Consider the following 26,893-nt stretch of genomic DNA (forward strand, 5'->3'; position numbering starts at 1 on the left):
GAGAGGAAGGCCGCACCATGGCGAAACGGGAGGAATGCTTCCAGCACGACGGCGTGCGCTACCGCTTCGCCGTCTGGGGATGCGAGGCTGCCGGAGCTGCCGGGGCCGCGCCCGTCGTGCTGCTGCACGGCTTTGCCCAGAGCGCCGCAAGCTGGGATGGCGTGGCCGAGCCCTTGAGCTGCACGCGCCCTGTCGTGGCGCTCGATCTCGTTGGCCACGGCGGCAGCGACCGGCCAAAGGGCGCTGCCGCCTACGCGCTCGAGGCGCAGGGCGAGATGCTGCTGGCGTTCCTCGCATCCGCGCTTGGCGAAGCTGGCCCCGCCGCGCCAGGAGGCCCGGACGAGCGCTTCGCCGCGCCGGTGCAGGGTTCTCGGAAACCCGTGGTTGTGGGCTACTCGATGGGAGGGCGCGTCGCGCTTGCTGCCGTCTGCCGGCAACCGGGGGCGTTCGCCCGTTGCGCGGGGGGCCTCGTGCTGGAAAGCGCCGGGTTGGGCCCGGTTGACGAGCGCGAGCGCAAGGACGCTGCCGAGCGCGATGCGCGCAACGCCGCCGCCCTGCGCCGCGACGGGCTCTCCGCGTTCATGGATGCCTGGGAGCGCCTGCCCCTGTTCGCCACCCAGCGAGACCTGCCCGCCTCGACCTGCGAGCGCGTGCGCGCGGGCCGCCTGGCGAACGACGCCGAAGCCCTTGCCCGCACGTTCGAGCACGCCGGCCAGCATGCCATGCCCTCCCGTGGGGACGTCCTTGCCGCGCTCGCCTCGCTGCGCGACAGCGGCGTGCCGGTGCGGTATATCGCCGGTGCGCGCGACGTGAAGTACCGCGCGCTTGCCGAGGGCTTGGAGGACGAGGGCTTGTGCGAGGTGCGCGTCGTGGCCGGAGCGGGCCACAACGTCCATCTCGAGGAGCCTGCGGCCTACCTGCGCACCCTCGAGGGCTTTCCCGGATAGCATCGCGCCGCTATGGGCTGGCCTGCGCGCAGGGCGAAGAGGCCGGTGGCGGCAGCTGCATCGAAAAACGCCCGATGGAGGTTCGGCGACGTTCGCGCGCGCAGCGGAGGAGCGCAGGCGCGAGCGGCGATGGAAGCGTGATGCCGCAGCGCATTTCCGTGCGCCGCGCCGTTCCGCTTTCGAGGCGCAATGAGCGTCCCGCAAGCGCGGGATGGCGCAGACGCGGGATGGCGGCGACGATGGCGGCGGGATCCCGCAGGTGGGAGAGCGCGCGTTCTCCGACGGCCGCCGTTCTTTTTCGGAATTATTTTGCGTTCGGCCGCTCAAGGTTGCGTGGCGCGCTAGTATATGCTCACTCCATTTTTCTATTGGACATTCCTCCCTACCTGCGTGCTCGGATGGCCGATGCGCGCAACGAAAGGACGGCCATGGGCGACATTGCGTGGCAGGCGGGCAAGGCATACCGCGAGATCATCTACGAAACCTGCGACGGCATTGCCAAGATCACCATCAACCGGCCCGAGCGCCGCAACGCCTTCACGCCGCTCACCGTGAACGAGCTCTACGACGCGTTCACCGCCGCGCGCGACGACGCGGCCATCGGCGTTATCATCCTCACGGGCGCCAACCACGGCGGCCGCCACGAAGACGAGGCGTTCTGCTCCGGCGGCGACCAGAAGATCCGCGGCAACGGCGGCTACGTGGGCGAGGACAGCATTCCGCGCCTCAACGTGCTCGACCTGCAGCGGCTCATCCGCGTGGTGCCCAAGCCCGTGATCGCGATGGTGAACGGCTACGCCATCGGCGGCGGCCACGTGCTGCACGTCCTGTGCGATTTGTCCATTGCGGCCGAGACGGCCAAGTTCGGCCAGACCGGCCCCAAGGTGGGCAGCTTCGACGCAGGGTACGGCGCGGGCTATCTGGCGAACATCGTGGGCCAGAAGAAGGCGCGCGAGATTTGGTACCTGTGCCGTCAGTACACGGCGGCCGAGGCGCTTGAGATGGGTCTCGTGAACAAGGTGGTGCCGTTCGACGAGCTGGAGGCGGAATGCGTCGCCTGGGCGCAGGAGATGCTGCAGTTCAGCCCCACGGCGCTGCGCTTCATGAAGGCGTCGTTCAACGCGGCCACGGACGGCCTCGCGGGCATCCAGCAGCTTGCCGGCGACGCGACGCTTCTGTACTACACCACCGACGAGGCGAAGGAGGGCCGCGACGCGTTCAAGGAGAAGCGCGCGCCCGACTTCACGCAGTTCCCGAAGTTTCCGTAAGGCCGCAGAGGGGCCGGGCGGATCCTTTCGGCCTCGCCGCGACGTCCGTCGCGCGATGGACGGGGAGGACTGCGATGTCCGAGTGCGGCAAAACGGCGGAACCGAAGGATTGGCATCCGGCGAACGACATGAGAGGAGCGGGCTCCAGCAACGATGATCAGCGCGTTTGAGAGCATGGTGCGACGGCATCCGCAACGCACGTGCTTCACGTGCGTGGACGAAGCGGGCGAAGCGCGAGCGTACTCGTATCGCGAGACGCGCATGCTGTCGGCGGCGCTTGCCCGGCGTTTGCAGCATCGTGGCGTGAGCCCCGGCGACAGCGTGTCGGTGGATTTGCCGAATTGCGCCGCCTACGTGTTCCTTGTGCTCGCTGCTGCGTACGGGGGCTTCTCGCTTGTGGTGCTGAACAATCGCCTGACTGCGGGGGAGAAGCTCGGGCGCCTCATGGAGATCGAGCGCAAGCCGGGAGTGAACGTGGCGCTCCGCATCGACGAGGACTCCGCTGAGCGGCTGATGGACGAGGCCGTTTCCCTTTTGACGGGCGAGGTCGGAACGGAGGGATCCTCCCGCGGCCTTCGCGCTGGGTCGCGTTCCGCGCCAACCCGTCCCCGCCGCATCAGCTTCACCGCGCGCGAGAGCGCGCTCGTGGCCGAGCCGCGTTCGGCGCGTGGGCTCGGTCGCGCATCGACGGGCAGAGCCTCGCTGCGACGCCGCGACGAGATGACCCGCCAGGATGCGGTGGAAGGCGTCATCCACTTCGCCGAACATGCGGCGCATGTCTTTGATCGCGGGGTTCGTGCGCTCGTCATGTTCACGTCGGGAACGACGGGCCGTTCGAAGGCGGTATCGCTTACTTGGGAGAACGTTTGCTCTGCTGCCGAAGCTTCCAACGCGGCGCTCAACCGTCGCGGCGAGGGGCTGTGGCAGGCGGCGCTGCCGCTTTGCCACATAGGCGGATTCCAAGTGGTGGTGCGCAGCCTGCTGAACGGAACACCTTTCATCCTATACCGTCGTTTCGATGCGGCCCGCGTGCTCTCCGACGCTTCTCGGCGCGGCGCAACCCACATCTCGGTGGTCGACAAGATGCTTCAGGACATGCTCGCGGCATGCGCAGAGCTGTCGATGGACGTCATGCGCCGCTATTCGTGCATCCTGCTGGGTGGCGGGGCCGTGAATCCGCGCACGCTCGAACGCGCCTTGGCGGTGGGCGCGCGGGTGTATGCGAGCTACGGTATGACCGAGACGTCAAGCCAAATAGCGAATTGCCTGGTGACTAATGCATTTCGCGGGGGGTTGCGGCTCATGCCGTCCTATCGCGCGCATATCGTCGACCCGGGCGAGGACGGCTTCGGGCGCCTTGCTGTCAAAGGCCCCGGTTTGTTCGAGGGCTACTTGAACGCCCGGGCGGCTTACACGGTGGACGGGTTCTTTCTCACGGGCGATACGGCCATGATTCGCGATGGCCTGCTGTATGTGAAGGAGCGCACTGACGACATGTTCGTCTCGGGTGGCGAAAACGTCTATCCTGCCGAGATCAAAGGCCAGATCCTACGCGTGCCGGGCGTGGCTGACGCCCACGTGTTCGGAGTTCCCGATAGCGTATGGGGTCGTCGTCCCGTGGCGCTCGTGGAGCGCGATCCGGCATACGCTTTGTCTGCTCCTGCGCCGCTTGCTTCTTCGTCGCGCTCAGCGGTGACCGCGAATCGTGCGTCCGCGCAAGCTCCCGCTCCATCCGCAGCCGATTCCGCTGTCTCAGCGCGGATGGCGGACCGGCAGCTAACCATTGCCGTTCGGGACTATCTGGGCCCTCGGCTCTCGAAGCTCTATCGTCCCAAGCACCTCTGCGTGCTCGACGAGTTTCCACGCACCGGCATCGGCAAGGTTGATCGCGCCGCGCTCGAACGTCTCTACGACCAGCGCATAGAGGTCGAACGCGTTGTGCTGCATCGCTTGAGACTGCCGTTCTCGATGCCGTTTCATACGCCGAAGGGCACGCTCACGCAGCGCGAGTCGGTCATCGTGGAGGTGGTCGACCATGCTGGCCGCACAGGATTGGGCGAATGCGTGGCCTTTTCCACCGATTGGTATCTGCCCGAGACCATCGAGCAGGATGTCCGGGTGCTGCGCGATGTCTTGGCTCCGATGGTGCTGGCTGAGACGTTTCTCCATCCCCGCGAGGCGAGCGCCGCGTTCGCCTCCGACCCTCGCGTCGCTGCGTTCCCTATGGCGTGCGGCGCGCTCGAGCCGGCGTTGTGGGATCTGTACGGCAAGATCGTGGGAAAGCCGTTGTGGCAGTTGGTGGGCGGCGAGGCCCAAGGCGGCATCGCGGAAGGGGGCGTGTCGGTTCCGGCAGGCGCGGTGGTGGGCTTGGGATCTCCGAGCGAGACGTTGGCTGCGGTGCGCCGCTGCGTTGAGGCGGGATATCGCCGTGTGAAGCTTAAAGTTGTTCCGGGTTCGTCCGTCGCGTGCGTGCGCGCTGTGCGCGCGGCGTTTCCTCAGCTGGTCGTTACGCTTGATGCCAACCAAAGCTTCACCGAGCGCGATATGGACGAACTGCGCGCCCTCGACGCGTGCGGTGCGGCTTGGATCGAGGAGCCCCTCGATCCTCGGCATGCGCCGCAAGGCGTTTCGGGCGACCTGTTCTCGCGCTTGGCGAAGCTCCAGGGCGCGCTGCGCACTCCAGTGTGTCTGGACGAGTCCATTGTGCGAGCGCGCGATCTCGCTCGCGCGCTCGCACATCCCGAACTGCGCTGCTATGCCGTGAAGGCGGCTAAGTTCGGCGGCGTTCAGCCCACTCTCGATTTCCTCGCCGTGGCACGTGAGCGCGGTATCGACGTGTGGATGGGGGGCATGTATGACACGGGTGTATCGAAGCGGCTGCATGCCGCATTGGGAACTTTGCCCCAGGTGAAGGCGCCTGGCGATATCGGCTCGACCGCGCGCTACTTCTCGCAAGACGTCACTGATCCTCCCTACACTGCGGAACGCGGCTTCGTCACGCTCAACCGAATGGGGCACGAGCACGGGCTGGGATGCGATCTCAACAGGGCGGTGCTTGCGCGCGTGCTGGTCGACCGCATCGTGATCGAGCGATAGGCCGACTGTACTCGCGCCTTGTGATGCGGTGTCGGGATCTTGGTCGACTGCGCCGTGATCAAGCGCGTGGGCGGGTCAGACGCCCCTTCGTGCCGTGGTTTCCGGGCATTCGTTCCGCTTGCTGTCGTAGAGGCGTTGACGGTGCTGGAGGGCGAGATGCCGCTGTGGGTGCGATGCGGGCGCGAGGGCGAGGAAGAAGGCTCGTTTTGCCGTCAAGCCAAGATCGTGATGGGCGAGAATTCGTCAGATTGTGGATCGAGGCCCTTGCAACCAAGCGAGTCGGAGGGCCTTCTCGTTCGACGATCGAAGGGCTCGCCCAAATGTCGGCGGGATTTGCTCGGCGGGCCCGCATGGCTCCTGTCGAGCTTGGTTTTGGCGGTGCAATGATGCCTCGGAACGCAAGATGCACTAGATTGCCACCGAATTCACGCTTTTTCGGGCGAGCGTTGGGCTCAATCTCGCAGTCTCGGGCTCTCTTCTTAAAGAAATATGTGGCCAGTAGAATCAGGGTGGCATGTCGAAGGGCGCAGGCGGTAGCAATCTGGCGCGTATCGCGTTTCTGGTGCCTTGCCTCGTGCGAAAGGGCTAAGAAGGCGAACGCTCTGTCCTTTCTCCGTTTGGCTTTTCGGGCGTGGGGAGGTGTCTCGAATCGGTTTTTCTTTTCGCCGCGCGCTCGGGGCGAAAAATAGTGCATGACAATCGCACGACGCGCGGTTCGGTGGGGTATGATAGTCACCATCGACAAACGAGGAACGGTGATCCCATGAGCTCATCCGCATCGCAGCATCCTTCGGCGCCCACCGCGACCGCTGGTTCGACCGCGTCGTCCACTCTCGACAGCGGTGCATCCGACGCGGCGCACGGCAAGGGCAATCTGGGCATTTTCCGTCTGGCTACCACCGTCATCACGCTCATCATGGGCGGTGGCGTGTTCACGCTGTCGGGCGATCAGGCGGCGGGCGGTGCGAGCGGCGCGGCCATCCTCACGGCGTGGAGCATATCCGGCATCGGCGTGCTGTGCCTTGTCATGACGTTCTACGCGCTCTCGCGCATCAGGCCCGAGCTCAAGGGCGGCATCTACAGTTATGCGAATGCCGGCTTCGGCGACTTCCTCGGTTTCAACAGCGCATGGGGCTACTGGATCAGCGCGCTTCTGTGCACGGTGAGCTTCTCGGCGCTGCTGTTCGGTGCGCTTGCGTACTTCTTCCCCGTTTTCGGCGAGGGCACCAATCTGGCATCGGTGATAGGGGCCAGTCTTCTCATCTGGTTTTACGTGTTCCTTGTGTCGCGTGGCATCAAAGAGGCCACGGGCGTGAACGCCGTCATCACCATCTCGAAGTTCGCACCCATCTTTGTCGCCATTGTGGCCATAGTCTTTCTTCAGAAGTTCGATCCGAGCATCTTCATGGCCAATTTGGCACAAGGGGCGGATCCGGGCATGCCGTTCTTCGACCAGGTGAGCAGCACCATGATGGTGACTATCTGGGTGTTCGTGGGCATCGAAGGCGCAGTGGCCATCTCGGGTCGCGCGAAGAAAGAGCGCGACGTGGGCAAGGCCACCATCATCGCGTTTGTGTGCGTGCTATCCATATACCTTATGGTGAGCGTGCTGTCCATGGGCGTCATGCCGTTGTCTGATCTGGCCGAGCTGCCCAACCCGGCGCTTGCCGGCGTTATGGAGCATGCGGTTGGGCAGTGGGGCGCCGTCCTCATCAACGGCGGCGTGGTGCTGTCGCTGGTGGGAGCGATGCTGGGTTACACGGTGCTGTCGAGCGAATCGCCCTACGAGGCCGCAGAGCAGGGCGTGTTCATCAAGTCGTTCGCCACGACGAATGAGAAGGGCGCGCCCATCGTCACGCTGGTGGTGACGAACGTCATCGTGGAGGCGTTCCTCATCATCATGCTGTTCTCGGACAGCACCTACCAGTTCTTCTACACGTTGTCGGCGGGCATGATCTTGCTACCGTACCTGCTGTCTGCCGCGTATTTCGCCAAGCTTGCGTTCACGAAGCCGGATGCGTTCGCGGGGAAGATCGGCGGCAGCATGGTGCTGTGGCGCGTTTTCGGCGTGTTGGGCGTGGTGTACAGCTTCTTTTTGGCGTGGGCGTCGGGCGCGGTGGGGCTCACCATCATGTCGCTTCTGTATGCACCGGGCATCTTGGTGTACGTCAAGGGCAAGAAGGAGCGCAACGAGCCGTATCTCAAAAGCGCGCTCGACAAGGTGGTGGTGGCCATCATCTTGGTTGCGGCTGCGGTGTCCATCGCGTTGATCGTGACGGGCCAGGTGGCCTTCTAGCTCGGGCATGGTTCCGCACGGGAACGATGTCGTGCGGCCGTGCTGCTGTAGCGTGTCTGTCCTTGCTCTCGTCGGAAGGGATTTGGGAAGTCGGGCCCAATGTGATCATGCGGGCATGAAGCGTGCCGAGCGCGGCGATTGGTGCGTGGTGCGACGAGCGGACTCGTTCGGGGCGCGTGCTGCGCGATGCGAGAAGGGGTGCGCTTTGCGGCACCGGCTTTCGGCCTTGGCTCCATGCGGCCTTGGCGCACGGGCGCGCGATGCAGGACTCGTGCGAATGTGCGACGATTGACGTGGTCCGACATGCGGCCGGAGGCGAAATGGCGGGCAGTTTCCGTTCCAGTAGCCGGAATGCGGCATGCGCGTCCGTGCAGCATGGAAAATGCTACGACCGCATGGGGAAGGCGCGTTCGCCATGCGGTTCGGGCGGCGGGCAAGGTGCGGTAGGACGCAGGGCCCCGAACCGTTTGGCGCCATTGCGCGGGCAGATGCCCGATTCCCCCGGCCGCCCAACCCTTTCTGCTGTATGACCGCCTGGCACTTCCGCTCTCCAATTGCCTTCTGCGGTTCGGCGATTCGCGGCGCGTGGTCGATAGGTGCGAAAATCGATGGTGCGCCATTATCTCGTTTTCCTTTGGTCGAACGTCCTTTACACTGTCGGTCAGAGGTTTATCATGCTGGCGCGCACGCTCGCGTCGGCATGCGGAGACGGGCTGACAATGGAGGCGGGCATGGAGCTTTTGGAAGAGCGCATCAGGCGCGATGGGGTGGTGAAGTCGGAGGACGTCCTCAAGGTGGACAGTTTTCTGAACCACCAGCTGGACATTGATCTGTTCGACGCTATGGGCGAGGAGTTCAAAAGGCTGTTCTCGGACGCGCCCGTCACGAAGATCCTCACCATTGAAGCGTCCGGCATCGGCATTGCGTGCGTGGTGGCGCGGCACTTCGGCGTGCCGGTGGTGTTCGCGAAGAAAGCCCAGTCCATCAACCTCGACGGCGAGATGTACACGACTCGCATTCAGTCGTTCACGCATGGTCGCGTATACGATGTCATCGTGGCGAAGAAATTCCTCGGGCCAAACGACCACGTGCTTATCATCGACGACTTCCTGGCGAACGGCTGCGCGCTCAACGGTCTCATCGAGCTGGTGAGCGAGGCGGGTGCCACTGTTGAGGGCATCGGCATCGCGGTGGAAAAGGGCTTTCAGCCAGGAGGGGCCGACCTGCGCAAGCGTGGCTATCGGCTGGAATCGCTCGCCATCGTGGAATCGATGGATCCCCGCACGGGCGAGATCGCGTTTCGGCGCGAACCCACAGCGCGGGCAGCGGATTCGCGCGTCGACGAGGACCCAAAGGTTCACGGCTCTTTCGGTGATTCTGCTGAGCTTGGTGGCTCCGTTGGGTCTGACGATCCCGCTAACGCCGAGTCCGGCCACGTGGCTTCGGCTTCTCCGACCGATCTCCCTGATTTCGCTATCTCTTCCCCGCCGGCTGTCGCTTCGTCGAGCGTTGGTGCGTCCTCAACGTCAAGCGGGGGCTCGGAGGTTCGCGCATGAGGCCGCTCGTCCAGGAGGAGCTGCTTAAGCTCGATGGCGACGTTCCGCTTCTGCGCGCGGTGCCTTACGGCATCCAGCATATCCTGGCCATGTTCGTGGCCAACCTCGCACCCATTCTCATCATCGCTGGCGTGGCGGGCTTGGGCGACGTGCAAACCGGCGCGCTCGTGCAAAGCGCCATGCTCATCGCGGGCATCGGCACGCTCATCCAGCTGTTTCCCCTGTGGCGCGTAGGATCGGGGCTGCCTATCGTCATGGGCATCAGCTTCACGTTCGTCACGGTGCTCACGGGCGTGGTGGCCACGTACGGCTACAACGCCGCCATCGGGGCCATCATCGTGGGAGGCGTCTTCGAGGGCGTGCTGGGTCTGTTCGCGAAGTACTGGCGGCGCATCATCTCGCCCATCGTGGCGGCTGTGGTGGTCACGTCCATCGGATTCTCGCTGCTCAGCGTTGGCGCGACGTCGTTCGGCGGCGGCTCGGGCGCGGCTGACTTCGGATCGCCGCAAAACCTCGTGCTGGGGTGCGTGTCGTTGGCGGCGTGTTTGGTGTTCCAGGTGCTGGCGAAGGGCAAAACCAAGCAGCTTTCGGTGCTGTTCGGCCTCATCGTCGGCTATGTGCTGGCTGTGCTCATGGGCAAGGTGGATTTCAGCGGCTTCTCCGATGTGGGGCTGTTCGCCCTGCCGCAGATCATGCCGTTCGCGCCGGAGTTCAACCTAGGGGCCATCGTGTCGGTTGCGCTCATCTTCCTGGTGTCGGCCACGGAGACGATCGGCGACACGACGGCGCTGACCATGGTGGGCCTCAACCGCGAGGTGCGCGAGAAGGAGCTGTCGGGCTCCATCGCGTGCGACGGTTTCGTCAGCTCGCTGTCGGCGTGTTTCGGGTGCTTGCCCATCACGTCGTTCTCGCAGAACGTCGGGTTAGTGGTCATGACGAAGGTGGTGAACCGCAAGGCCATCGCCACCGGTGCCGTCGTCATGATCCTCGCGGCGTTTCTGCCGGTGATCAGCGTGGTGTTCTCGTCGCTGCCCGAGGCGGTGCTGGGCGGCTGCACCATCATGATGTTCGGCAACATCATCGTGAGCGGTTTCCAGATGATCGCACGTGCCGGGTTCTCGCAGCGCAACATCACCATCGCGGCGTTGTCTTTGGCCGTGGGCATCGGGTTCACGCAGGTGGGCGATTTGTTCGCCATCTTCCCGGAACTGGTGCAAAGCGTGTTCGCGCAAAACTGCGTGGCCGTGGTGTTTCTCGTGGCCATCGTGGCGAACCTCGTGCTGCCGAAGGATGCCGGTGCCGGGAATGTGGCTGCTGCGGAGCATGAGGGCGCTGCTGCTGACGGGACGTCAGCTGCTGCGGACGTCGCTGAGATCAGGACGTCGACGACGGACGGCGCAGATGCTGCCGCACTGGGCGCAGGTGCTGTCGCGACGGCAGCCGCAGGAAGCGCGGCTGCTGCTGCGAGTGAGGTATCAGCTGAGGAAAGCTCGTTGGCTGCAGATGGGCTCAGTGCCGAAACGTCGGGTGCGGGCGCTGCTGCCGCGCCCATCGAAGAGGACGGCGGTCTGGCCGCGGTGTAGAGATCGTCGACATAGGGCTTGCGTGTGGTTGAAGGCCCTTTGCTTGCCGATGGGAGAGGCCCTTCGCGTTGCAAGGCTATGGATCGGAAGGTTTCTTGCGTCTGCGACAAGCGCACGGCGAGAGGCGCTCAAGCGGCGGAGACGGCGAGGTCGCCCGGGAAGGGGAGGGTGACCTCGCCGCCGCAAGGGAAGACGTCCGACGATCAGGCTCGGCTCTTTGCGTCGATCATTTCGCGCCCTGCCGCATTGGTGCCGGCCATTCTGCCGAACGAGAGCGCCATCGCCAAGCTGATGCCCGCCACGGTTACCGGATATTCCACGAGGAATCTGCCGCCCATGCAGTTGCCTGCCACGAACAGCCCCTCTATGGGGTTACCCTCGTCGTTGAGGGGTTGAAGCCGCGAATTGCACTCCAAGCCTCCCATGACGACGAGCATCCCGGCGAGGTCGAACCGGATGGCGTAATACGGAGGGTTCTCCACGGGGAACAGCCGAGTGGGAATCTTGCCGTAGTCCTCGTCCAAACCGTTGTGACATTGTTCGTTGTAACGTTCGATCTCGGCTTTCACCACGTCTTCGGGGAGCTCCATCGCCTGTGCGAGCTCTTCGATGGTGTCGGCTTTCACGGTGGCCCCTTCTTCGATGCTGCTGGGAGTGGCGATTCCCAATAGCTTGAGGGACCACCCCGATTCGACAACGGTTGTCAGCTCGGCAACCTCCTCGTCGGTTAGATAGTGGTTTGCGTATCCGTGTCCGTCGGGCATGAGCGCGATTTGCTCGGGCCATTTGGAGTCGAATATTTGCCAGCTTTGCTTCTGGGGTTGCCGCGACATCTGATCGGCGATGTTCTGTCCGGGGATATCCTCGTTCATGAAGCGTTTGCCTTCCATGTTGAGTTGCAGGTACGAGTTGATCCCCATCGCTCCGCCCATATGGTGCGTCATGGGCGCGAGCGGACCCAACTCCATGTGAGCGCCCGCCCACATGCCCATGCGGTGCCCGTCGCCGGTGTTGGCGACAACCCCCTTCGCATCGTTGTTGTAATACACGCAGGAGAATTCGTCTGCCCACGGCACGTAGTAATCGCGCATCTCTTGGTTTCCGCCGATGTCTCCCGTGCAGAGGCACACTGCTTTTGCATTGATTTTCGTGTACGCGCCGTCTGCGTCGTGCACGTACGCGCCCACTACTGCTCCCGCATCGTTGGTGATAAGCTGCTCGGCCCAGGTGGAGAACATGGTTTCCGCTCCAGCGGCGATGGCGGCGTCGTAAGCGGTTTGGCTTGCCCAGTTCGCGTTCGGGTTCGTGGTGATGCTCCCGTGGAAATACGGATAGTATTCTTTTTTATAATCATATCCTTCCAAAGGGGGAAAGCACTTCGGGCGAATGTAGTTCGTCTTGTCGGTCTGCTTGTTCGCCCATGTGGTTGGCAACACCTCGTAATCTGCTCCGTCGATGTACCAGTCGAAGTCTTCTCCGGAATGATCGTACCAGTATCCGAGAAAGTCGGGGTTGGGTCGGTAGCACATGTCTTTCATGAGCTGGTTGACGATTTCCGATTTCGGTGCCCACTCGATACCGAGTTCCTTTTGAATACGGCTTCCAACGACGCCGAAGTCGCCGGCGTCGGCGATGACGCAGAGCTCGGACTGCTTGTCGACGCCGATCACGCGAACGCCCGTTTCCGCTGCGGCCTTGAGGGCGGCAAGTCCTGAAATTCCGAGGCCGATCACCAGGACGTCGCATTCTTTTTCTTCTTTGACGTCGGCAGGCGCTTTCGGCGGCGTCATGAACGAAGGGGCTGAGGCGCTTTCTCCCTGCACCGCCGACGGCGCGTCGTCGGCAGACGACGTTGCGGTTGCCGGGGCGCAGCCTGCCATCCCGGCGCTCGCCGCAGCTGCCGCCACAGCGCCCAGTCCGATGAACGCCCTTCTGCTAAGGTTCTGTTTCTGCATGCCCTCTCCTCTCCTCGGTTATCCTTGACAGGCACCTTGCGTGCCGGGGATAGTGGAGAGCATAGGGGCTTGCGCGCCGGGCCGCCCCCTCCGAATCGGCCGGTTCAAAGCGCGCTTTCTCAAAAAGCCCTATCCGAAACGGGTAAAAAAACGAAAAGCGCCTCGGTGCTCGTTACGCGTGCGGAGAATATGCGGTATGGTGTACCGAGCGAGGAGGGGAAGGTTTTGGGGTCTTTTCGCTTGGCAAAGATCAACCATCTGAACGACGGGTTCGCTTTGGCCGGGTACGCCTTGTACTCGGTGTACGCATGCCTGCTTTTCCATTCCCCTACTGCGATCTCCTCTCTTGCTCCTTTTGGCGGGGTTGCGACGTTCTGGTTTCTGATAGCCCTTCTCACCGGTCGGGTGTGCGGGTATGTCTTCTATTCTCTGTGTCCCTCGAGAAGAGTTGCGCCTCGGCATTCGCAGATGGCGTTGCTCGCGATTTTCGGCTTGGCGTTGCTTGGCTTCGTCGTCGTGGGCATGGCGCTTTCCTTCTCGCCGATGGTCTTCGACGTGGTTGTAGCGCTTCCATGGCTTTGCGCGGGCGCATTTGCGCTGGGGGGCGCCGATGCGGCGCTGGTGGTCGGCTTGCTGGGCCGTCTCATCGCTTTTGATCTGCGCAATTCGTACTTGTTTCTTGTCGTGAGCAACATCGTTGCCGTGCTGGCATACTACGTGCTCACGTTTCTTCCCCGATTCCTTTCGTTTCCGGCGGCGGCTCTCTTCTTCTTTTTGGCGTTGGCATCGTTGCTCTGCGATCAGAGGGTGGTGACGGATCGATCGAAAAGCGAGTACTCCGCTTTTGTTTTTCGGGGCGCACTCTTTCGGCTTTGGCGACCGATACTGGGCGTGCTGACGCTGGGGTTCATGGCTGGTCTCATACTGCAGATATCCGGCAGGGAGGAGATCGCCCTCGAGGCGTTCCAGCAAAGCTCCGTGTTCTCGAGCCTTCTTTTGTACGTCGTGCTGCTGGTTGTCGCCCTTGCCCTTCCAAAGAACATCGATCTTGGTCGCATTTACCAGGTGGCGATCCCGATCTCGGCAGTGAGTTTTCTGCTGCTTCCCCTTGTATGGAATTCGGCTGGCGGCATCGTCAACTCTTTTGCGAATTTGGGATTCATGCTTGCGCTGTTGGTGCTCACCTGTCTTGTGGTTGGACTGGCTCGGGATACGGGGGCTCCTGTGTTTTCGCTGTTGGGCGTGGCGTATGCGACGGCATACCTGTCGCAGTGGGGCGGCATGATCGTCGGTTTCTGCAATGCGTCTAGCATTGGACGAGGGACGCTGGCGCTGACTGCCATTGCGCTCGTATCGGTGTACTTGCTTACTGTGCTGTCGTTGGCGCTTTTCAAGGACAAAGGGTTCCGTGGGTTCGAGGACGACGGCGCTGCTCCGGCCGAAGATCGGCTTCGTGGCGTGCAGGTGGAGGGTGCATCGTGCGGGGAGCGGTGCGACGAGATCGCCGAGGCCTATGGTTTCACGGAGCGCGAACGCGAGATCGTGAGGTATTTGGGCCAGGGGAACACGATTCACGCCGTTTCCAAGCGGCTATACATTTCCGAAAGTACGGTGAAATACCACGTTAAAAGCATTTACCAAAAACTTGAAATCCATACGCGACAGGAGCTCATCGACATGATTGCACAAAGGGTTGAAGAACCGAAAGGCTAGGTTGGCGTCTTCGGCTAGGTGGTGTCGCCGGCAAAGTGCACTTCCGGTCACGGGAAAGGGCATGCCTGATCTTCTATTGCATCCCAATGCAAAATTGGCTTTATGAGCGGTTTGGCAATCTTGGGATCACGGTGGGCGGTGATAGGAGGAAAAAGCCGAAGCAGGATGTTTATGTGCGATCTCAATTAAGCTCGAAATGCTGCAACGAATAGCAAAGTCGCTTATCAAGTGTTATTCTTGCGTAGAAAGGAGCTGCCGTGTGCGCGCTTTTGAAAACGGGAGCATTTTTGCGTTCGCCAACGCGGTGCACTCTCGGTGCTCGCCGGTTTTCGCGTTTTTGACACGAAACTATTCACTCATCTTTTTTCCCACTTATGGAAACCTACGGGTTTCTGGCTACAAGGGCGTGGTCAGGGGGTTCCATGCCGTACGATATCGTGGCGAATAGTCATATGAAGGAGGACCATCCGCAATTATGCCGATAGCACTCAGTTTGCTGCTCGTTCTTTTTTTCCTGCTCATGAATGCGTTTTTCGTTGCGGCCGAGTTTTCGCTTGTGCGCGTGCGCAAATCTCAAGTCGAGATACTCGCCGACGAGGGCCGCAAAGGTGCCAAGCATGCCAAACTTGTCGCTGAAAACGTGAACGCCTACCTGTCTGCATGTCAGCTGGGAATCACGCTCGCTTCGCTTGCTTTGGGCTGGCTGGGCGAACCGGCGGTGTCCAAGCTGTTCGAACCGTTGTTCAACGCATTGAACGTTCCCGAGGCTGCCATGCACGGCATTTCGGTGGCCATCGGCTTCGTCATCATCACCGCGCTGCACATCGTGGTGGGAGAGCTCATCCCGAAGTCGCTCGCCATCTTCTCCACCGAGCGCTACGCGCTGTTCACGGCCGCCCCGCTCGTATGGTTCTATCGCATCACGTATCCGGTGATGTGGCTGTTCAACAGCATCACGAACGGCGTCATGAAGCTGCTCGGCCATGACGTGGCCAACGAGCACGAGGTGTACACCGACGAGGAGATCAAGCTGCTCATCGACGAGAGCACCGAAAGCGGCCTCATCGATCCCGAGCAGAACGAGTACGTGGACAACATCTTCGATCTGGGCGACAAAGACGCCGAGGCCATCATGACTCCGCGCACCGATGTCGTGTGCATCGATCTTGAGGATCCTCTGGAGGAGAACCTCGAGACGGTGCTTCGTTACAAGTACACGCGCTATCCCGTGTGCCGCGACAGCAAAGACCACATCATCGGTTTCGTGCATGTGAAGGATCTTTACACGCTGTCGAAGGATGCCACGATCGACGATTTGCGCATTCGCACCATCCAGGCCGTGCCCGAAAGCGTGTCCATTGCGAAGCTGCTGCAAACGCTGCAAGAGAACCGCACGAAGATCGCGGTGGTCGTGGACGAGCACGGCGGTACGGCAGGCATCGTCACCATGAGCGACATCATGGAGCAGATCGTCGGCCGCATCGATGACGAGTACGTGCATGGTAGCTCCTACGAGGTGGTGAAGATGGAGGACGGCAGCTACCTTGTCGACGGCTCTCTGCCCATCGACGAGGTGGGCGAGCTCATTGGGTTCGAGCCGGCGGAGTCCGACGAGTGCGAGACGGCGGGCGGTCTTCTGCTCACGTTGTTCGACCGCATTCCCGACGAGGGAGACTCGGTCGCTGTTGAAAATGGCAACGACAAGGCTACTTTTACAGTGATGGATATGGATCGCCATCGCATCGACAAAATTCGCGTGGTTGTGGAGCACGTGGAGCCGGAGAGCGACGGAACGGAGCGCTAAAGGCGTCTCCCGTGCGGCCGGCGATGAGCCCTTGGCTGCTTCAAGGCTGCCGGGTTCGATCATGCGCTTCGCGGGCGGGGCTTCGTCGATGGGGGTGTTCGCATAGGCTTCCATGTTTGATGCGCGATGGGAAGGTCGAAGAGGATTCCCCTTGTTGACGGGCGGAGTTCTTTCCCGTCGGGGGCTCATGCGATGGTGGTCGAGAAGCGCTGCGCCCAAAGAGCCGAACCGCATTCAAGACCGCGCTATGCATTGTCGGTGGGCATGCGGGATGGTTGCCTGCGCTGTGGTCCGCACGCGATGCAGGCCATGTTGCCTGCCGTGGTGGGAGGGTGCGATCTAAGGGCTAGCTGCGCTCAAGCCCCATGAAACGCTCGGCGTTCTTCCCGAGCATCTTCTCCAGTTCATCGTCGGTGAATCCGAGCGAGGTGAACAGGTCGAATTCGCGCGCGGGATCCCACATGGGGAAGTCTGAGCCGAACATCACGCGGTCGGTTCCCCACATGCGGGCAAGTTCTCGCGTGCGTCGACTTCCGAGGAATGCCATGGAGCTGGACGCGTCGATGAACACGTTCTCGCTGTGGAGGAGATCGTAGGCGATTTCAGGGAGCGACCAGCCGCCGAAATGGGCGGCATCCACAACGAGGTCCGGAAACGCGCGCAGGATGCGCTTGAGGCGGCGCGGATGCGAGAAGTCGGTGCGGTAGTCTCCCGTGTGCACGATGAGCGGCATGCGGCCTTCGATCATCTCGTAGACGCACATGAGGCGGGGGTCGTCCATGTCCACTTTCTGCGTGTCCGGATGCAGCTTCATGCCGACGAGGCCCAGGCTGATGGCTCGTTCGATTTCCGCTTCGGGATCGGGAAAGTCCTGGTGCATGGCCATGAAGCCGATAAATTCCTCGTGTTCGCGGCATTGCGCAGCGATGAAGTCGTTGATGGCGGTCACCGCATGTGACGATGTGGCCACCGAGTGCACGACGAACCGTGATATGGGTGCGAGCTTTTGCGATTCCAGCAAGTGCTCCGCCGTGCCTTTGCCGTACATGTCGACAAGGTAGAACTCGCCTACGGCATTCACGGCGCGCTCGGCTATCTTGTCGGGATAGATATGGGCGTGGACATCGATGACGGTCATACGTGCTCCTTCGCGGTTTGGTGCGCCCTGAGCGTGGAGGCGTTGTTGCTCGTTCGCATCTTTGATTGTAGTCTAACTGGTCGGGACGTACAGTGGGCAATCGGCGGAAGCTGGCGGGCGCGATGCTTGCGCGAGGTTGAGGTGCGGACCTCTGCGGGCGTCCTGAGTAAAGGAGGTGCTTGTGGCATTGTGAGAGCATGTTGTTCAGGTTGTCGATTGGCGTGCGGCTTGCAATGTTGGCCAGATCTTCTTCGACGGTTCGTTCTCCTGTTTTGGCTCGCTGGGGTCGCTACGCATCCTGCGATGCGGTTTCTTTTTAAACGTCGTGCAGAAAAGCATAGCGGGATCGGACGAAAGGACGCAAGAGCGCTGACCTTCCTGCCTTTTTATGAATATTTCGTGAATTTCCGGGAATGTATTTGCGCCAACAAGATAACAAGGATAATATTCATCCTTGCCGCTTTTCCTGCTTGACATATGCGCAAGCAGGAGAGTAGGCGCCAATGATGCGGGGTGGAGCAGTCTGGTAGCTCGCCGGGCTCATAACCCGGAGGTCGTAGGTTCAAATCCTGCCCCCGCGACCAGAAACTAGCAGGTCGGAAGCTGAATTTGGCTTCCGACCTTTTTGTATTTCGGGGTGGAATTTGGCTCAAGTGGTCGCAAAGTGGTCGCGTGGGGCAATTTGAAGTAAACTTTCCAGATCGGCATCATTCAATGTGCGCGATGAAAGACTCATTATTCATAGTAGTTGAGATTAAAATGTAACAAGGGGAATTGTGGACAACGAACTTCATTTGTTTGACGATTCTGAGGGTGTACCTATAAGTCAGTGGGATTGGCGAACGGCAATGCTTCTTGACCATCCGTTTGATCAGCACCGAGGGCTGATTGAAGAGTGGTCAAAAGACTTTTATGACAGGGATAACAAAATCGTCAAAGAGTTTCAAGCAACCTTTCGATCTGCATTTTGGGAACTGTATCTCAACAATGTTTTTAGAAGTTTAGGCTTCAAACTTGGGAAGCCGCAAGAAGCTCCAGATTTTTCTGTAGTCGAGCCATGCAAGATGAGTATTGAGGCAGTTGTAGCTAAAGCTAAAAAGGATAGTCCTCCTGAATCAACGCGAGGAATGCTTGATCATTTGAGTATGGTCGAGCCACCTTGGCTTCATAAGGGGTTCAATGAGCTACTCAATGAATCAATTGTTCGACATTCAAACGCCCTTTGCTCGAAAAGGGCGCTGTTTGACAGCTACAAGAAACGCGGAAAAGTATCCGATGATGAACCCTATGTCATTGCGCTTTCTTCCCATGATCAAATTCGAAGTGGGGCCGAATATATTTATCCAATGATGGCTTTGCTCTATGGCTGCTACTATGATTCCAGCTCGGATAAGTACACGATTAAAGACAATGTTGTCAAGCCTGGGAAAAACGCAACCATACCCATTGGATTATTTGCCAAGAAAGAGTGGGCTTGCGTATCAGCTGTTTTGTATTCGTGTACGACCACCATAGGAAAACTCGACGCCCTTTGTGCTTCGCAATCCGAGAATGCACAAAACGCCGTGTGCTTTGTTTGGCGCGACTATTCAAAAACGGAAGAACCATACTACTTGCATCATGTAACGCCAGAAACCCCCGAGATATTAACAGAGGGATTGTTCGTATTCCATAATCCCTTCGCAGACAATCCTGTTGCTCTAGAGACGTTCTTGCATCCGGGAATTGAGCAGTTGGGATCGGTGGGGAATGGCCAAGGAATAGGTTTTTGTTCTGACGCTCCTCGCCCAATGATCGCCCGAATTAGCTTCGACAAGAGGCTCGGCGGTCTCTATTTTCCATTAATTGAGGAAAGGCTGAACGCTTACAACTTAGGGCCAGATAACTCGCGTCTTTACCTCATCTGACTACTACGATTACAATTCATCGGTCAGTTCGCTCACCTTGACGCCTAGCCCATCAGCAATTTTGCATAGATTCTCGATGCCGATGTTGCGGCGTCCGTTTTCGACGTCCACGAGATAAGTATGCCCAACGCCGATCATCAGCGCAAAACGACGCAGCGAGATATCTTGCGCTTCGCGCTCGTTTCGTATTCTCTGGCCTAACTTCATTTTTCTCTCACTTATGTCCATGCTGTCAGGCTATGTGGTACTATACTCCCATTGGTATCAAATTTATGACCAATCAATAGGAGGATGAAATGCCGTTTGAGAGAATAAGGCCCGCGATGCACGCCATGATCGCGGGCATGTGCGCGCTGCTCCTCGTTGCGGGCATGGTTCCGCTGATCGGAACCGCATACGCCTACGGCGAGGAACAGCCCGCATCGAAGCAGCAGAAGGAGCCGGAGCAATCAGCGCAAAGAGATGAGGAAGGCGTTGAAGAGTCGGCTGCGGAAACGATGAACGCCCCCGCCGAAGCGCTTCCTGTAGCGAACAGCGACGAGGTCGACGGCGAAGCAGAAGCAAAAACGTCAAACAGCACCGAGGTCGTTAAGAAAGAGCTGACCATCGCCTCGCATTCGGGATCGTGGATGTTCATCCCGATAAGAAACGTCACCGACGAGAACGGGAACGCCGTTGAACGCGAGCTGTCCGGTCGAATCGGGGTGTCCGTCGATCTTGGCAAAGTCCACAGCAACGGCTCCGGCGTGATGGTGGACGAGAACGTCAAGATTGGCGAGGGCGCAGGGGAGATCAACAACAGCGAGAACCTCCCCCACTGCGTCCGCGTTGTCGCCCCCAAGGACGCCCGCGGCTACAGCCCGAGTTATGCCAACGTCGTGCTCTCCGATTCGAACGATGATGGAGCCTACGACAAAGCCGCTATAAGCTACGTCTATCCGGAACTTGTCAACGTTACTGTTGTGAACGCCCAAGGACAACCCGTGAAAGCGTGTGTGAGGGTGGGCGACGCCACGAGAGGGCTTCCGGCACCCTACGTTTCTCATTACTGGGTCTACAACGGAACGCCCAGCTTAACCGTTGACAAGAACGGGTGCTTTCCTGTTGGCTGCCATCTGGACGGCGATAAGCTCGTAATAGACGTTGCCCCCGCCGATCCTCTCGGAAGCGACCAGATAGAAGGATTCCAGATCGGCGCGGAATACTATGCACCCGACGGCGTTATCAACGATGTGAAAGCCTACGGGAGCGTTCACAGCGATTTCGCGCCAACGGAGAGCGGGGACTGGTGGTCGGGGACGCGGGCGTCAAGGTGTCAGGCACGTTGAACGGCATCAACGTGCCTATGGGTGCCGAAGCGTCGGTGAACGCGATCCAGCTGACTTCCGGAGCATCATACGAAGAGCTTGCAAGCCGAGTGGGCAACGGCGTGCTTGCGGGTATCTTTGAGGTAAACCTGATCGTCAACGGCAAGCAGGTTCATGACGGGCTCGGCTCGTTAACAGTCGCGTTCCCCGTCGATACGAAGTATAACGGCCACTGGGTCACTGTGTGGCACAGGCACAACGACGGCTCCATCACTTCCGAACGTGTCATGGCCGAGAACGGAGTAGTTACGGTGACCGTCACAGATCTTTCGAGCTTCGCGCTGGAAATCGAAGAGCTGGCTAGCTCGGAAGACGCAAATGCCAAAGACGAGGGAAGCGCGACGAATAGCAAGATAACACCGCTCGCCAAGACGGGCGATCCTCTGTCTTGGGCGGGCCTTGCAGGATTGGCCCTAGCCGCCCTGGCAGCTTGCGGGGCGGCGGCCATGGGCCTTCGCAAAACACGATAGCGCTGAGCGCAGACGAGTCAAAGTTCGGTGGCAGGGCGCTAGGATTGCTTTCCGGCGCCCTTCTCTTTGCAGCAAGGCGCAATCGAGGAGGAGGGGCGGCGAAGATGAAAAGAAGGGCCGTTGCGGGCATCGTTGTCTCGGTCGTTGCGGCACTCGCCGTCGGTGCCGGGCTAACCTGCGCACAGGAGCAGGAGCATCAACGGCAGATCAGGGAGCACGACCGGGCAGTTCACGCACTCTACGAGGAGCGAAAAGCCGAGCTGGACAAAACGGCCGCATCTATCGATACGGATGCTGACAAAGCCGCTCTCTTCGTTGCCTTGGACGAGCTGGAAGAATTCAAGGAAACGTTGGAAGCCGACGAGCCGAGCTTTCTGCTGCATGATGGCACGCTTTACAAGCACGACGATCTGCTAGACGAAGTTGGTGAGCTGGGCGAAGCTGCCAAAGCGCGCGTTGTGGAAGGCTACGAGGCACAGCTTGCCGCCCTCACCCTTGACCCGAACACCGAGGGTGTCACCAAGGAAGCCCTCGCCGAGAACGCCGCAGCCCTGCAAGTCCTCGCCGACGGGGTGGAGGCCGACGCCGAAGAGCGCGACGTTTGGGGGTCGGAGGGCGAGCGCGCCACTTTCGCGGCCAAGGTGGCCAAGGCGGTGGAGGCCGATAATGCGAAGATCGCCGAAATAGGGGAAGAGAAGCGCGTGGAGGCCGAGCGCATCGTCGCAGAAGAGCAGGCAGCGGCGATAGCGTCTACGAACCAAAGCTATATTTCAGATTTGGGATACTACGATGGCGGGTACAGTGGATATTATTCTAGGAGCAGTGGGGAAGACTTCTCCGGTGGTTCTTCTAGCGGAAACACCTTGTACTGGTACCAGTGGGGAGACGAGCCAATTGTGACTTACGAGAGCATGGACAGCGACGGAACTCTCCATGGGGGAAATGCTGATGGCATGAATATTTGGGGCGATTAGATTATAGGGAGAGACGGGGCGGCTCTCATCCCTCCCTACTCTGCATCGCTCCTCCTTTTGCTCGTCGCCGAGCACCGAAGGCTCGTGAGGTAGCGGCTCATAAGAAACGCGCTGTCAACTAAGACGGGAAACCAATCTTTCGGCCGCTCTTTCCTCGCGTAGCGCAGCAGTTCGCAGAACTCGGTGATCGAGTGATCGGCGCAGAAGTCGATCATCTGGCCTATGACCTCGTACCGCCCCGCTTCGCTCGGCTTCAGGAGCGCCGCCAAATCAGCCCCGCCGAACTCCTCTATTTCTCCGGGGTCATACTGGGCCTTGTCCGGGTCGTCAAGGTGGGCGAGGTAGCGAACGTATCCCCGCAGGGAGCGCACGTACTCGGCGCTCTTCGTCCCGTTGAACGGCTCCATGAGCGCGTTCGCCCGCTTCTGGGTTATCGGCCCGTCGCTCATCAAGATAACGTGGCGGTGCGGCTTCTTGGGATTGCCGCATTCGTCCACGTCGCGGTCATGCAAGGGCGAGACGAGCGCGGGCATGTGCATCCCGGCCAACAGCTCGCGCCAGTTCTTTGGGGCGCTTTCAGGATAGAGCACGAATGCCCAGTTACGCGTCTTGCTCGCCCTGCGCCCATCTTCTGCCATGTCCGATCAAGCCTCCTTTCAGCAATAGGCACTTGACACGGAGGGGGCGTCGTAGTCTGCCCCCTCCGGGCCTCGCGTTCCGCTCGGCGCGGCGCTCCCCGCCTCCGCTTCGCTGCGGCTCCCGAGCGCCGCCAGCGGGTCGATGGCGTATTGGGGCGCGAGCGCCCTTCTCATCGTGTCGCCAAGCTGCGCCTTGTCCATCCTCGGCGTCTCGATGAGTTCGGGCTTGTCGGTGAAGCCGGCCATCATGTAGAGGCCCTGCCCCGGCTGGTAGAGCCTCGCGGGGAAGGAATGGCCCTCGCCGAACAGCATGCGGTGCTCGATGCCTCCGGAGGAGCCGAGGAACACGCGGAAGCCCATTTGCGAGCGGGATTCCGAGCTGATGTTGTTCGTGTTGGGCGACTGCATGACCGAGACGAGGTTGACCCCGGCTTGACGTCCTTGCAGCGTTATGGCCTTGATGTCGGCGTCGAAAGCCTCTCGCGACTTCTTGTCCAACGACGAGACGAACGCCGCAAGCTCCTCGATGACCAGGAGCACGGGCGCGAGGCCGAAATCCGCGAAATCGGCTTGGAACAGACCCCGCTCCTCTCGCTCGCGTTTCATGCAGGCGTAGCGTGCGGACATGATTCTTACGACCTCGCCGACGATGCTCCGGATGCCGTCCGCTTCCCACGCCACGCGCTCGGACGGCATGAACGCGGCCAGGGACGCGAGGTCGCTGTTCTTCGGGTCGCAGAGGTACAGAGCGCAACCCTTGATCGACGCCATCGCCAGCAGGTAGTTGGCGAAGTAAGACTTCCCGTAGCCCGTGGTGCCGCTGATCAGGGCGTGCGGTGCCTTTCGGAGCGACCATGAAAGGCCTTTCTGGATGGGAATGTCCCAGCAGGGCGTCGCTTCGGCGAGTTTCGCCATATGCTCGTACATACCCATACCGTCAAACCTGCTCGCTCAAGTTGAAGGCGCGGCTCCTGCTTGCGTCGTGCAGGATGAAGAGGGCCACGTCGTCGTCATAGGATACCTTCTCTACGTCCCAGCCGACGAAGCCGCAATCGCGCAGTGCCCGGTGCACCGCTCCCTCGTCCATCCGCTCGAAGCCCTGCTTCTGCGCGCCGAACGGCTCCATGAGGACGTAACCCCGGCCCGACAAAAGCGAGACGCGCGTGTGGAGTTCCATCGGGTAGGCTTTCTCGACCTCGCGGCCTGTCGCCTCGTCCATTCGGAGCGCTCCCGTCCTTTCGCAAAGGCCGAGAGACACGACGCATTCGGCAAGGTTGCAGTAAAGCTCGACAGCGGCCCTGCGATCTGCCTTGGTCGGCTCTTCTTCGAGTTCGATTAGTGCGAGATATCGGTTCGGGAGCCATTTTGATGCCTCCTCGAAGTTGTTGCATCGAGCAGCCTGCTTTTTGCCGATCATGGTCGTCCGCTTCCGCGAGCGTCGTTTCTGCACAACGGTGAGGGTTGCGCAGATAAGCGCGAGCGGCACAGCCAGCGACCACGGCAACGGAGACGCTTCCGCATCGAAGCAGAAAGCCAAGCATGTCACGGCCACGGCAGCGGCGGCGAAGATCGCGGGGTCGGCCAAGGCCTTGGCAGCTTTTCGGCATTCGGCAGCGAACGGGTCTGACGAATCGTCGGCCATTCGCCCCGTTGGCAGCCAGACTGCCAGTCTATCATGTCTGCTTCTCAAGGGTTCCTCTTTGTTCGGTTTTCAAAAAGCCCCGACGCGGGATGCGCCGGGGCGCGGGGGCGGTTTAGCCCTTTACGGCGATCTTTGCGATCACCGATAGCTCATTCTTGAAGTCGCCCCAGATCACAGCACGTTCGACGGACTCCACGATTACTTCCGTCGAGAAGGGCTTAAGCTTCGAGTACGCGCTGGGAGACGTATCCCGTACCTTCACAATGAACTGGCCTCCGAAGTTAGACACCTCTCGACCGGTCCCGTAGTCAGTAGCGTCTTGCGTGACCATTACGGTGATCTTCGAGCCGAGGACGCCGGAGACGGCTCCTGTGCTGTCTCGTTCGTCCCACTGCTCTGCCTTCACGAAAACTAAAGTTTTACCGGTTAAAAATTTGTCAAGGTCGAAGCTCTGGAATGCCGAAAGACCTTTCATACTCATAATTCTGTCTCCTCTCGCTCATTGACATGATTCTTGATCTCACTCCCCTTTGCCGTACCGGCAAAGGGGAGTATTCTTCGCTCAAATGCGTTTCGGCCATGCGAGTTTGATTTCCCCATGTTCACGAATGAACGCCTCAAGTTCATCTTCGTCTACAAAGGGAGTTCGCCCTACATAGGTTGCTCTCATCTGATGAACGATGAGAAGCGCCTTGCTGCGTCCGCATGAGAACATTTGGGCAATATCCTGCCAGCGGAGTTTCCTTGTCATTTGCATCCCCTTTCCCGTTGGTCGCAAAAGCTTCTCGAAACAACGGGAAGTGTAATAACCCCTTTGCCAAATGTATTACGTTTGTAGGACGTGCTAGAATGATGGCATTCAAACTTGAGAGGCAGTGATGGGTGAGAGCAAGCAAAAGTCTGTATCTGTCCGCATGTCGGATGATCTGCGGAAAAGAATCGAGAATCTTGCTAGCGAAGCCGGCAGCGACAGGAGCAAGACAATCATCGCGCTGATCGAAGACGGTTTTGAAAGTCGGAAGTATTCGGTCTTAGATGAAATAAACGATGATTTGAAAGATATTAAATCGAACTTACAAGAAGTAAAGAAAGCTCTCGACTCTTATAGCCCGGTCATGCAACGATTTCGCAAATATTTAAGCCCCGCGCATAAAGGGATCATTGTATTTAAGTACGCGGCACTTTTTGTTGCCGTGCTTGTTGCTCTGTTGCTTTTGATGGGAATTCTAAAATTCTTTATAATCTAATTGCTAAATAGTCCGTCATCCCAGCATGCTTCCGATTATCGTTGCTGCCTCCCGGTCGTTCTGTTCGATGGCGTGGGCATATATATCCATCGTCAGGCTCGCGCTCGAATGGCCTAGGCGGTTCTGCACGGTTTTAATATCTGCACCGCCCCCGATTAGAAGAGTGGCTTGCGTGTGACGCAGCTCGTGGAAGTTGAAGCCCTCGTAGCCGAACGCCCGGTAGCGCTTCACGCCATGCTTGTCGGCATACTCCTCAACCACCTTGAAGCCGCCTAGCCCGTGGTCAGCGAACCACTGGCGACGCCAACGGTTGAATACGTTGGGTTCGATGAAATCTCCGTGCTCGTTCGTGCATACTGGCATAGCGCTCGGAACGCCAGCGCCTCCGTTGAATATCGACGCCTGCATGGTGCGCCATTCTTTCAGGAACGCTACGGTTCCTTCATCTATGGAAAGATTCCTCTTGGAAGTCTTGCTTTTCGGGTCGTGTCGGTTGCCCTTGCTGTCGAGCTGTTTGTCTATGCGTATACGTCCGTTGTCCAGATCGACGTTCGCCCATACAAGGCCCAGCGCCTCTCCTCGGCGTATGCCTGTAGCGAGGGCGAGCCATACAGCGACGATTCGCCCGTTTCGCGGGGCCTCTTTCAGATCGCGCGCTAACTGCATAGCCTGTTCTGCGGAAAGGCTCCTGCGCTCTCGCGCGGCAGGTCGCTTGACGCCCTCTATCATGTCGCAGGGGTTGTGGGGGATGACGCCTTCGCGCACAGCCTGCTTCATGATCTGCCGCAGCTTGGCATGGAGCTTGTGCAGGGCGCTCGATGAAAGGCCTTGCTTGCGGAGCTTCGCATAGGCGTTGTTCACGTCGGCGGTTGTCAGTTCCTCCACGAGCACCTTGCCGAAAAGCTGCTCAATCCGAGAGATTTCCAGTTCGTCGCGCTCCAAGGTCAGGGGAGACAATGCGCCTATCGTCTTGCGGCGCTCGTGGAACTCCCTTGCGTATTGCCCAACGGTGAGGCCTAGTGTCTCGCCGTTTAGTTCCGCTTCCAGCTCGACGCGGTACTGTTCCACGGCTTGGCGGGCCTTGGCTTTGTTTCCATGCACGGTGCGCTGGGGTGACCACCGCAGCTTGCCGCCCGGCTTTTCGGGAGGCAAGCGAAGGCGTATCCGGTAGACGTGCCCCCGCTCGACTTCGGTGATGCTTCCTTCGCCTTGTATGGTTATGCGTTGCCGAGCCATGCTATCTCCTCTTGCAAGCGGTCAGCCGTTCTTCTGGCAGTGTAGCATCGTAGGTG

Annotated in this window: 22 protein-coding genes and 1 tRNA gene; 14 read left to right on the forward strand and 9 right to left on the reverse strand. The window is 60.1% G+C overall.

The features are described from left to right. The first annotated feature begins 17 nt into the window (after positions 1 to 17). The 6 genes from B5F40_RS10520 (at position 18) to B5F40_RS10550 (ending at position 10,746) form a co-directional block, all read left to right on the forward strand. Entirely contained in the window at positions 18 to 947 is a 930-nt protein-coding gene (locus tag B5F40_RS10520; RefSeq protein WP_087194289.1) for an alpha/beta fold hydrolase, read from the forward strand. Between the two features lie 428 nt (positions 948 to 1,375). Next, on the forward strand, positions 1,376 to 2,215 hold the full coding sequence (gene menB, locus B5F40_RS10525; protein WP_087194290.1) for a 1,4-dihydroxy-2-naphthoyl-CoA synthase: 840 nt from the start codon (positions 1,376 to 1,378) through the stop codon (positions 2,213 to 2,215). A 153-nt stretch (positions 2,216 to 2,368) separates the two neighbouring features. Continuing rightward, positions 2,369 to 5,311, forward strand: a complete 2,943-nt coding sequence (menC, locus tag B5F40_RS10530; protein ID WP_087194291.1) for an o-succinylbenzoate synthase — start codon at positions 2,369 to 2,371, stop codon at positions 5,309 to 5,311. A 763-nt stretch (positions 5,312 to 6,074) separates the two neighbouring features. Beyond that, complete coding sequence (locus B5F40_RS10540; RefSeq protein WP_087194293.1) at positions 6,075 to 7,607, forward strand: basic amino acid/polyamine antiporter; 1,533 nt, start codon at positions 6,075 to 6,077, stop codon at positions 7,605 to 7,607. Between the two features lie 674 nt (positions 7,608 to 8,281). Continuing rightward, entirely contained in the window at positions 8,282 to 9,163 is an 882-nt protein-coding gene (locus B5F40_RS16690) for a xanthine phosphoribosyltransferase (RefSeq protein WP_239443015.1), read from the forward strand. Further along, complete coding sequence (locus B5F40_RS10550) at positions 9,160 to 10,746, forward strand: uracil-xanthine permease family protein (RefSeq protein WP_239443016.1); 1,587 nt, start codon at positions 9,160 to 9,162, stop codon at positions 10,744 to 10,746. The genes B5F40_RS16690 and B5F40_RS10550 overlap by 4 nt, the downstream gene beginning before the upstream one ends. 203 nt (positions 10,747 to 10,949) lie before the next feature. On the opposite strand, the gene B5F40_RS10555 is transcribed toward B5F40_RS10550, so the two are convergent. After that, positions 10,950 to 12,701 (reverse strand): FAD-dependent oxidoreductase, encoded by a 1,752-nt coding sequence (locus B5F40_RS10555; RefSeq protein WP_087194294.1) that lies wholly within the window; start codon positions 12,699 to 12,701, stop codon positions 10,950 to 10,952. Between the two features lie 225 nt (positions 12,702 to 12,926). Between B5F40_RS10555 and B5F40_RS10560 the strand changes: the two genes are divergently transcribed. Both B5F40_RS10560 and B5F40_RS10565 read left to right on the forward strand, forming a co-directional pair. Further along, positions 12,927 to 14,414 (forward strand): helix-turn-helix transcriptional regulator, encoded by a 1,488-nt coding sequence (locus B5F40_RS10560; protein WP_162610960.1) that lies wholly within the window; start codon positions 12,927 to 12,929, stop codon positions 14,412 to 14,414. A 475-nt stretch (positions 14,415 to 14,889) separates the two neighbouring features. After that, complete coding sequence (locus B5F40_RS10565) at positions 14,890 to 16,218, forward strand: hemolysin family protein (protein ID WP_087194296.1); 1,329 nt, start codon at positions 14,890 to 14,892, stop codon at positions 16,216 to 16,218. 346 nt (positions 16,219 to 16,564) lie between these two features. Here the strand turns inward: B5F40_RS10565 and B5F40_RS10570 are convergent, their stop codons facing one another. Continuing rightward, a complete protein-coding gene (locus B5F40_RS10570) occupies positions 16,565 to 17,356 on the reverse strand; it encodes an amidohydrolase family protein (protein WP_087194297.1) in 792 nt (263 codons plus the stop codon). A gap of 507 nt (positions 17,357 to 17,863) precedes the next feature. Here B5F40_RS10570 and B5F40_RS10575 point away from each other — a divergent pair. Then, positions 17,864 to 17,940, forward strand: a tRNA-Met gene (locus tag B5F40_RS10575). A 192-nt stretch (positions 17,941 to 18,132) separates the two neighbouring features. Beyond that, the gene (locus tag B5F40_RS15975; protein ID WP_140396484.1) at positions 18,133 to 19,263 is read left to right on the forward strand and encodes a hypothetical protein; all 1,131 of its coding nucleotides are present in this window, start codon (positions 18,133 to 18,135) and stop codon (positions 19,261 to 19,263) included. A gap of 9 nt (positions 19,264 to 19,272) precedes the next feature. On the opposite strand, the gene B5F40_RS10580 is transcribed toward B5F40_RS15975, so the two are convergent. After that, the gene (locus B5F40_RS10580; protein WP_239443017.1) at positions 19,273 to 19,470 is read right to left on the reverse strand and encodes a helix-turn-helix domain-containing protein; all 198 of its coding nucleotides are present in this window, start codon (positions 19,468 to 19,470) and stop codon (positions 19,273 to 19,275) included. A gap of 89 nt (positions 19,471 to 19,559) precedes the next feature. Between B5F40_RS10580 and B5F40_RS10585 the strand changes: the two genes are divergently transcribed. From B5F40_RS10585 to B5F40_RS10595, 3 genes are all read left to right on the forward strand, one after another. After that, positions 19,560 to 20,591, forward strand: coding sequence for a hypothetical protein (locus B5F40_RS10585; RefSeq protein WP_140396485.1), 1,032 nt, complete (start codon positions 19,560 to 19,562; stop codon positions 20,589 to 20,591). Beyond that, positions 20,588 to 21,100 carry a hypothetical protein gene (locus tag B5F40_RS10590; protein ID WP_140396486.1) on the forward strand — a complete coding sequence of 171 codons (513 nt, stop codon included), beginning with the start codon at positions 20,588 to 20,590 and terminating at the stop codon, positions 21,098 to 21,100. Before B5F40_RS10585 ends, B5F40_RS10590 begins: the two co-directional genes overlap by 4 nt. A gap of 104 nt (positions 21,101 to 21,204) precedes the next feature. Further along, positions 21,205 to 22,074: a hypothetical protein gene (locus B5F40_RS10595; protein WP_087194301.1), complete on the forward strand. Its 870-nt coding sequence runs from the start codon at positions 21,205 to 21,207 to the stop codon at positions 22,072 to 22,074. 35 nt (positions 22,075 to 22,109) lie between these two features. On the opposite strand, the gene B5F40_RS10600 is transcribed toward B5F40_RS10595, so the two are convergent. The 5 genes from B5F40_RS10600 to B5F40_RS15980 all read right to left on the reverse strand — a co-directional run bounded on the left by B5F40_RS10600 (position 22,110) and on the right by B5F40_RS15980 (position 25,105). Next, complete coding sequence (locus B5F40_RS10600; RefSeq protein WP_087194302.1) at positions 22,110 to 22,712, reverse strand: replication protein; 603 nt, start codon at positions 22,710 to 22,712, stop codon at positions 22,110 to 22,112. Between the two features lie 18 nt (positions 22,713 to 22,730). Continuing rightward, a complete protein-coding gene (locus B5F40_RS10605) occupies positions 22,731 to 23,645 on the reverse strand; it encodes an FtsK/SpoIIIE domain-containing protein (RefSeq protein WP_087194303.1) in 915 nt (304 codons plus the stop codon). Positions 23,646 to 23,649: 4 nt separating this feature from the next. Beyond that, on the reverse strand, positions 23,650 to 24,354 hold the full coding sequence (locus tag B5F40_RS10610) for a hypothetical protein (RefSeq protein WP_087194304.1): 705 nt from the start codon (positions 24,352 to 24,354) through the stop codon (positions 23,650 to 23,652). A gap of 112 nt (positions 24,355 to 24,466) precedes the next feature. Then, positions 24,467 to 24,835: a hypothetical protein gene (locus tag B5F40_RS10615; RefSeq protein WP_087194305.1), complete on the reverse strand. Its 369-nt coding sequence runs from the start codon at positions 24,833 to 24,835 to the stop codon at positions 24,467 to 24,469. Between the two features lie 81 nt (positions 24,836 to 24,916). Then, the gene (locus B5F40_RS15980; protein WP_140396487.1) at positions 24,917 to 25,105 is read right to left on the reverse strand and encodes a hypothetical protein; all 189 of its coding nucleotides are present in this window, start codon (positions 25,103 to 25,105) and stop codon (positions 24,917 to 24,919) included. A gap of 127 nt (positions 25,106 to 25,232) precedes the next feature. Here B5F40_RS15980 and B5F40_RS10620 point away from each other — a divergent pair, with 127 nt between their 5' ends. Then, positions 25,233 to 25,601 carry a hypothetical protein gene (locus tag B5F40_RS10620; RefSeq protein WP_087194306.1) on the forward strand — a complete coding sequence of 123 codons (369 nt, stop codon included), beginning with the start codon at positions 25,233 to 25,235 and terminating at the stop codon, positions 25,599 to 25,601. 15 nt (positions 25,602 to 25,616) lie between these two features. Here the strand turns inward: B5F40_RS10620 and B5F40_RS10625 are convergent, their stop codons facing one another. Then, positions 25,617 to 26,837 (reverse strand): tyrosine-type recombinase/integrase, encoded by a 1,221-nt coding sequence (locus tag B5F40_RS10625; RefSeq protein WP_087194307.1) that lies wholly within the window; start codon positions 26,835 to 26,837, stop codon positions 25,617 to 25,619. Between the last annotated feature and the right edge of the window lie 56 nt (positions 26,838 to 26,893).

The organism is Gordonibacter sp. An230, from assembly GCF_002159915.1.
Classification (GTDB): Bacteria; Actinomycetota; Coriobacteriia; order Coriobacteriales; family Eggerthellaceae; genus Rubneribacter.